Below are 7768 nucleotides of genomic sequence, written 5' to 3'. Positions count from 1 at the left end.
GATGAGGGCTTCACCGGCGTAGGCTTGCTGGAAGCGCTCGACGATCTGCTCGCGGGTCTGCACGCGGTTCAACCACAGGTTGGCGGTGAGGGTGATGCCACGGAAATGCGGCGCGACGTGCGGCATGAATTCGACCGCCACGCCCAGCTGCACGGACACCTCGCGCTCATGCACGTGGTTGGTCAGCGCGTAGGGCATCAGGTTGTCGGCCAGCAGTTCAACGTTGTTCTTGTCCGACGGCGAGGTGCCCGCACCCGAGTAGCCGGACACGCCGAAGCACTGCGGCGGGCCAGCCAGCAGATCCAGCAGCGGATGGATCGCCAGCTGCATCGCGGTGGCGTAGCAGCCGGGGTTGCTGATGTGCTTCTGCCCGCTGTAACGGCTGCGGGTAAGCTCGGGCAGGCCGTAGTACCAGGTGTTGTCGAAACGGTAGTCGGCCGACAGGTCGACGATCACCGTGTCCGGCTTCGCCGTTTCCAGCGCCGCCACGAACGGTGCGGCCAGGCCGTTGGGCAGGGCCAGGATCACCGCATCCACGCCCTTGGCGGCAACGGCGTCGGCGTCGAGATTCTCGAACTGCAGTTCACCCTGCCATTGCGGGTAGTGGTCGGACACGCGCTGCCCGGCCAGTTCACGCGAGGACACGAAGCCCAGCTGCAGGTTCGGATGCGCTGCCACCAGGCGGATCAGCTCGGCGCCGGTATGGCCGCGGGCGCCGACGATGCCGACGGTGAACGAGGAGGAAGTGCTCATGCGTGCGTGCTCATGCGTGCGAATCGAGGCGGTGCTGCAGGTGGCGTTTCACGCCCTGCCATTCCGCATCGATGATGGAGAAGATGACGGTGTCGCGCGGCGTGCCGTCGGGATGCCGGCGGTGATTGCGCAGCACGCCATCCTGCTTGGCGCCCAGGCGTGCGATCGCGGTGCGCGAGGTGAAGTTGAACCAGCTGGTTTCAAACACCACGCTCAGGCATTCCAGCCGCTCGAAGGCATGGCTGAGCAGCATCAGCTTGGTTTCGGAGTTGACCCCGGTGCGCTGCACCGACTCGCCATACCAGGTGTAGCCGATGCTCAGCCGCGGTACGTCCGGTTGCAGATCGTAGTAACGGGTCGTGCCGACGATCTGGTCGTTGGCATCGAACACCACGAACGGCAACACCTTGCCTTCGGCCTGTGCCTGCAGCGCGGCCTGCACATAGCCGGTCATGGCCTTCGCATCGGGCACCTGGGTGTACCAGAGCCTGGACAGCGCGCCTTCGCCCAACGCGCCGCGCAGGCCGTCGATGTGGCTCATCTGCAGCGGTTCCAGCCGCGCATGCGTGCCGGTCAACGTGGGTACCCGGGTCCAGTCTGCGTGGTTCATCGCGCTCAGCCCTCGAGGCTCGGTGCACGCACCGCGCAGTGGTCGACATAGGTCCTGATCCGGTCGATGCCATCGGCGCCGTACCAGAACACCTTCCAATGACCCTGCTTGTAGCAGCCATCGGACTCGGCGTAGTAGAAGTGGTTGATCGGGTTGCCGTTGCGCGAGCGCCAGAACAGCTGCGGGGTTTCCTCGCGCATCACGTTCCAGACCGCGCGGCCAAGCCCTTCGCCCTGCGCATCATCGAGCACGGCGAACTTGTCCAGGTACACGCCCTCGGTCTCATCGGTGAGGATCACCGCCGTGCGGTAGTTCTCGCTGACGTACGCGCGCAGCAGCGTGGTCCTCTCGAAATAGTCCGGCACCAGGGTGCGGCCGAAACTGGATTCGATCAGGCCCTTCAGGCGCGGCAGGTCCAGCTCGCTCCAGGCAGTTGCACGCAGCACCTTCTCGCCCTTGCGCACCAGCGTTCCCGAGCCCTTGTGGGTGAACAGTTCCTTGGCCAGGTCGGCCGGCCGGGTGATCGACACCGACGATTCCAGCGGCAACCGGTCCAGCAGGGACTTGATCTGTTCGATCTTCACCTTCATGCCACCGTGGATCCACGGTTGTGCGATCAGGTGGTCGTACTCGGTGGACAGGTTGATCGAATCAATCACGCTGCCCTGCTCGTCCAGCAGGCCGCCGGTGCCGGTCAGGAAAATGATCTTGTACGGTTGCAGCTCCTGCACCAGTTCGTTGGCGGCGAAGTCGGCATTGACGTTGAGGATCTGCCCACCGGCGGTCTCGCCCAGGCTGGTGATGACCGGGATCGAGCCGGCACGCAGGCTGGCCTCGATCGGCGCCAGGTTGACCTTCTTCACCTCGCCGACCAGGCCGTAGGTATCCAGGTCCAGGTACTCCGCCTCGAACACGCCGCCGGTGATGGAGGTGGCGCGCGCGCCATTCTGCTGCAGTGCTTCGACCAGGCGCAGGTTGGACTGCTGGAACACCCGGCGCACGATCGCCAGCGCTTCCGGCGAGGTCACCCGCAGGCCGTTGACCGTCTGCTTTTCAATACCGGCTGCCGACAGTTCCGCATCCAGCTGCGGGCCGGCGCCGTGCAGCACGATCGGGGTCAGGCCGACTTCCTGCAGGAACGACAGCGAGGAGGTCAGCGCGTCGAGATCGTCGCGCAGCACCGCGCCGCCGACCTTGACCACGGCGAAGCGCTTGGCGTCCAGCTGCGAAAAGCGCTTGAGGTACTGGCTGATCTCCTTCGCGCTGGCCATGCTCGAGAGCAGGCGCACGATGGTCTGGCGGGTCTGGCGGTGGGGCTGGAGGGCAGGAGACATTTCGGTTTCGTCACAGGCGGCGGTCGCCGCGTTGCAGTTCCGCCGCGCAGAAGCGCAGCGGCGTTGTGGGTCGATCAGGCGCCGGCGGCGATGATCCGGTGTACGGCGTCGGTGTAGCGCTGCAGCTGCTCCAGCGTCACGAACTCATCGGCGGTGTGGGCCTGGGCGATGTCACCCGGGCCGAACACCATCGTGGTGTAGCCACCGGCCGAGAACAGCGACGCCTCGGTCCAGAAGTCCACCGCGTTGCCGATCGGCAGCTCCAGCGCATCGGCCACGTCGCGCGCCAGCAGGCGGCGGTGTTCGGCTTCGGCGATGTCACCGGCCGGCAGGCTGGGGCCGCGGAAGGTCTCGGTGAACAGCGCGGCTTCCGGTTCGGCAAAACCAGCGAAGGTCGCCAGCAGCCCGTCGATGTCCATCGACGGCAGCGGCCGGAAACCAAAACGCACTTCCGCCGCCGGTGCGATCATGTTGGCCTTGATGCCACCTTCCACACGCCCGATGTTGAAGCGCAGGCCGGTCAATCCACCGAAGCGTGCCGAGGCCAGCGATTGGACATGGTCCAGCGCGCGGTTGCCCCAGCGCATCGCCTGGTGCAGCGCGCTGGCGGCTGCATCCTGCTTGCCCGACGCATGGCCGGCACGGCCGGCGAACTGCATCAGCACCGAGCTGATGCCACGATGCGCGAGCACCGCCTCGCTCATGGTCGGTTCGGCCACCAGCACCGCTTCGTACGCAATGCCCCGGGCCAGGAACGCCGCGATGCAGCGCGGATCGTTGGCTTCTTCATCGCTGGAGAACAGGAAGGCCGCGTCGCCATCACTGGCATTGGCGGCCGCCACCAGCGCCGCAGCCGCGCCCTTGATGTCACACACGCCAAGGCCGACCACGCGGTCGTCCAGGCGGCGCATCACGTGCGGGTCGGCACTCCAGTGCGGCGAGTCCGGCACGGTGTCCAGATGCACGTTGAACAGGTACTTCGGCGTGCCGCGCACGGCATACAGGCTGACCGCGCCGGCGCCATGGTCGATCACCTCCACATTGAACCCGGGCAGGTTGTCGCGCAGGTAATCGAAGATGCCACCGGTGGTGATCGCACGCGGCGGGTTGCGGGTGTCGAAGGACACCAGGGCCTGCAGATGCGAGATCGTCTGTTCAAGCATGAATCAAAGATCCTTCAGTACAACGTGTACCGGCTGGAGGAGAGCCCCCTTGATGTTCAAGGGGGCGCGCCAACGGCGCGGGGATTAGGTGGAATGCGCGGGAGACGCACGCGCAAGTCAATCGCTCAGCGATTGACTTGCGCGTATAGCGTCGAGCTCATGCCGAACAGCTTGATGAAGCCCTCGGCTTCTTCCACGCCCCAGTCGGCCGACTGCGCATAGGTGGCGCCCTTGGTGTTGAGAAGGTGCGGCGACTTCACCGCAACGGCGTCGACGCGGCCGCCACGGGTTTCCAGCACCACTTCGCCGTTGACCTTGGCCTGCGAGGACTTCAGGAAGGCTTCGATGTCGGTCTTCAGCGGGTCGTGGTAGAAGCCTTCGTACACCAGCTCCACCCACTTGCGCGCCACGTCCGGCTTGAAGCGGTTCTGCTGCTTGGTCAGCACCGCATCTTCCAGCGCGCGGTGTGCGGCCAGCAGCGAGACCAGGCCCGGTGCCTCGAACACGATGCGGCCCTTCAGGCCGATCACGGTGTCGCCGGTGTACACGCCACGGCCGACGCCGTAGGGGGCGAACAGCTTGTTGAGCTGGGCCAGGATCTGCTCACCCGGCAGTGCCTTGCCATTGAGCTCGACGGCTTCGCCTTCGACGAACTTCAGGGTGACGGTCAGCGCCTGTTCCGGCCACTCGGCGCGCGGTGCGCACCAGCCACGGGCGCCCTCGCCCGGTGCTTCCCAACGATCGATCTCGCCGCCGGACATGGTCAGGCCCAGCAGGTTCTCGTTGATGGTGTAGGCCTGCTGCTTGGCGCGCACGCCGAAGCCACGCTCTTCCAGGTACTTCTGCTCGTAGGCGCGGGTCTGGGTGTGTTCCTTCTGGATCTCGCGGATCGGCGCAATGATCTGGTAGTCACCCAGGGCCTTCACTGCCAGGTCGAAGCGCACCTGGTCGTTGCCCATGCCGGTGCAGCCGTGGGCGATGATGTTGGTGCCCAGTTCGGCAGCGCGCTTGAGCGCGGCATCGACGATCAGGTAACGGTCCGACACCAGCAGCGGGTACTGGCCCTGGTAGCCCTCGCCGGCCCACACGAACGGCTTGACGAAGCCGGACCAGATGGCCGGACCGCCATCGACGGTCTGGTGGCTGGTGACACCCAGCTCGGCGGCACGCTTCTCGATGAAATCGCGCTCTTCGTCATCCACGCCGCCGGTATCGGCGAACACGGTATGCACGTTGTAGCCGCGCTCCTGCAGGTACGGCACGCAGAAGCTGGTATCAAGGCCGCCGGAGAAGGCGAGAACGACGTCTTTGTTGCTCATGGGGGGTATGTCCTGGTAGCGCCGGGCCATGCCCGGCGGATTGTCTGGAATGCTCGAACGACGTACGAAAATCAGCGGCCGGCAACAGCAGCCATGATCGCCTTCTGCACATGCAGGCGATTCTCGGCTTCGTTGATGGCGATGCACTGCGGCGAGTCCATCACGCCGTCGGTTGCCTTCACGTTGCGGCGCAGCGGCAGGCAGTGGCTGAACACGCCGTTGTTGGTCAGGGCCATCTTCCGCTCGTCGACGATGAAGTGCTTGAACTGGTCGCGAATCGGCTTCTCCGGCTCCCAGTTGCCGAAGAACGGCAGCGCGCCCCAGCTCTTGGCGTAGACCACGTCGGCACCGGCATAGGCACTGTCGATGTCATGGCTGATCTTCAGCGAACCGCCGCTCTCGGCCACGTTCTGCTCGGCCCAGCCCATGTAGCGCTCGTCGAGGATGTAGTCAGCGGTCGGGCACAGCAGCGTCACGTCCATGCCCATGCGGGTGGCGATGGTCAGCGCCGAGTTGGCCACCGCGGTGTTCAGCGGCTTCGGGTGATAGGTCCAGGTCAGCACGTACTTCTTGCCGCGCAGGTCCTGGGTACCGAAATGCTCCTGCAGGGCCATCACGTGCGCCAGTTCCTGGCACGGATGGGTGATGGTCTCCATGTTGATCACCGGCACCGGCGAGTATCTGGCGAAACTCTCGAGCACGACGTCCTGGCGGTCGTAGGCCCAGTCGACGAACTTCGGGAACGCGCGCACGGCGATGATGTCGCAGTAGCGGCCGAGCACCTTGGCTACTTCAGCGATGTGCTCTTCGGTATCGCCGTCCATCACCGTGCCGAGGTTGAACTCGATCGGCCATGCATCCTTGCCCGGCTGCAGCACCACTGCGTGGGCACCGAGCTGGAACGCGCCCAGCTCGAAACTGGTGCGGGTGCGCATGGACGGATTGAAGAACACCAGCGCGATCGACTTGCCCTTGAGCTGGTCGCCGAGCTTGTTGCGCTTGAACAGCGCAGCCTGGGTCAGCAGCGCGTCAAGTTCGCTGCGGCTCCAGTCCTGGGTGTTCAGGAAGTGCTTGGGGGACATCATCATTCCTTGCATGAGCGGCGCCGAGGGTCGACGCGGTGGAAGGTGGAAGGGAAAACCGGGAACCAGGGTGGTACGAAAAGGTTGCAGATGAAGCTTTCAGAACGCGGAAACGAAAAAACCCAGCCGGCGGGCTGGGTTTTTTTCGGACGAACAGCAGAAAGCTCCGGATTACCCAGCGAGAATGTGGGGTTCCGGTCGACGGGCACGCGACGTCATGCCAGTGGCCTGGCGGGCGGCGCTGCTGTCGTGCTGGAAGTCGGTGAGCTTCATTGGTCGGCAATCTTTACATGCGGCCGGGGCCGGCGCAAGAGGCCGGCGTCGCAGAATCAGGGGGTGCCGGCGGCAGCCTGCTCCGGGCCCACCCAGGGGGTGATCGAAACCCGGATCTTCAGCCGGTTGCCTGGGTCTTCCGGCAGCCGTGAACGGTACTTGGTGCCCTTGTAGACATAGTCCACGTCATAGGCGATGGGGCGGCGGAACTCGCGTCCGACAGGCACGATACGACAGTCCCGGGTCAGCATCGGGCCCGTGTTGGCCGGCGCTGGGGCGGGGGCTTCCGCCGGCAGTTCCTCCAGCACCTCCTCGTCGCTGCGCTTGAACATCGAGCGAACCGAATCCCAGAGGCGGCCGATGCGGCCCTTGTCCTCCACCGGCTCCTCGCCGGTGACGTTGACCGGCGCCAGGGTACGGGTCGAGACCGGCTCGCAGTGCTCCTCGGTGCGGGTTGCACGCAGGGTCTGGAACACCGGCTCCACGTTGAGCACCTGGGCGTAGTCGAACTTCACGTTCTCCACGATCACCACCCGGTTGCGGGGCTCGGCCTCCTGGGCCTGGACCACGGCGGGCAGCGCCGACAGGCAGGCCAGGGTCAGCAACGCGGTGGTTTTCATTGGCGAAGGGAGCAGGGACACGGCAATAGTGTAGGCAGTGGTGACCGCAAGGGGCTGAACATTACCCGTCCGCGCCGTTCCTGCCCACCCCATCCCGGCCGCCGGTGACGTCCACCGGTGGCAACGGTCCCCCCAAAGGGCCCCGACACGTTCTAAAATCACAGGCTTGTCCCCCAGTCACAGACCCATGACCCTGCGCCTGCACAACAACCTGACTCGCCAGCTCGAACCGTTCACCCCGCTCGATCCGGCCTGTCCGACCCTGTATGTGTGCGGCCCGACGGTCTACAACTACGTGCACATCGGCAACGCCCGTGGGCCTGTGGTGTTCGGGGTGCTGGCCGACCTGCTGCGGCGGCGCTTCGGTGCCCTGCGCTACGCCCGCAACATCACCGACGTGGACGACAAGATCAACACCGCCGCGCGCGAGCAGGGGGTGCCGATCAGCACCATCACCGACCGCTTCGCAGCGGCCTACCGTGAAGACATGGCCGCGCTGGGCGTGGTGCCGCCGGACATCGAGCCGGAAGTGACCGCACACATGGCGCAGATCATCACCATGATCGAGCAGCTGGTCAGCAGCGGGCATGCGTACGCCGCCGAGGGGCACGTGC

Annotated in this window: 7 protein-coding genes and 1 pseudogene; 1 reads left to right on the top strand and 7 read right to left on the bottom strand. The window is 65.5% G+C overall.

Annotation, left to right across the window (positions count from 1 at the left end; translation table 11 throughout):
* The 7 genes from argC to AB4Y84_RS08055 form a co-directional block, all read right to left on the bottom strand.
* Positions 1-753 (bottom strand): N-acetyl-gamma-glutamyl-phosphate reductase (gene argC, locus AB4Y84_RS08085; RefSeq protein WP_442249967.1); only part of this gene is annotated, 753 nt, incomplete at its 3' end.
* A gap of 10 nt (positions 754-763) precedes the next feature.
* Positions 764-1363: a GNAT family N-acetyltransferase gene (locus AB4Y84_RS08080; protein WP_025876429.1), complete on the bottom strand. Its 600-nt coding sequence runs from the start codon at positions 1361-1363 to the stop codon at positions 764-766.
* Positions 1364-1368: 5 nt separating this feature from the next.
* A complete protein-coding gene (locus AB4Y84_RS08075) occupies positions 1369-2697 on the bottom strand; it encodes an acetylglutamate kinase (protein WP_223495771.1) in 1329 nt (442 codons plus the stop codon).
* 74 nt (positions 2698-2771) lie between these two features.
* Complete coding sequence (locus AB4Y84_RS08070; protein WP_442244045.1) at positions 2772-3860, bottom strand: acetylornithine deacetylase; 1089 nt, start codon at positions 3858-3860, stop codon at positions 2772-2774.
* Positions 3861-3985: 125 nt separating this feature from the next.
* Entirely contained in the window at positions 3986-5179 is a 1194-nt protein-coding gene (locus AB4Y84_RS08065) for an argininosuccinate synthase (protein ID WP_093820483.1), read from the bottom strand.
* Between the two features lie 71 nt (positions 5180-5250).
* Positions 5251-6261: an N-acetylornithine carbamoyltransferase gene (locus AB4Y84_RS08060; protein WP_025876421.1), complete on the bottom strand. Its 1011-nt coding sequence runs from the start codon at positions 6259-6261 to the stop codon at positions 5251-5253.
* Between the two features lie 329 nt (positions 6262-6590).
* Entirely contained in the window at positions 6591-7154 is a 564-nt protein-coding gene (locus tag AB4Y84_RS08055) for a hypothetical protein (RefSeq protein WP_223497282.1), read from the bottom strand.
* Positions 7155-7341: 187 nt separating this feature from the next.
* Between AB4Y84_RS08055 and AB4Y84_RS08050 the strand changes: the two are divergent.
* A pseudogene (locus AB4Y84_RS08050) lies at positions 7342-7768 on the top strand (cysteine--tRNA ligase); the annotation flags it as partial.

Origin of the sequence: Stenotrophomonas sp. 2YAF22, from assembly GCF_052114665.1 — a bacterium.
GTDB classification, from domain to species: Bacteria; Pseudomonadota; Gammaproteobacteria; order Xanthomonadales; family Xanthomonadaceae; genus Stenotrophomonas; species Stenotrophomonas indicatrix.
Note: the sequence above shows the minus strand (reverse complement) of the source record. Positions and strands in the feature narration are given on the sequence as shown.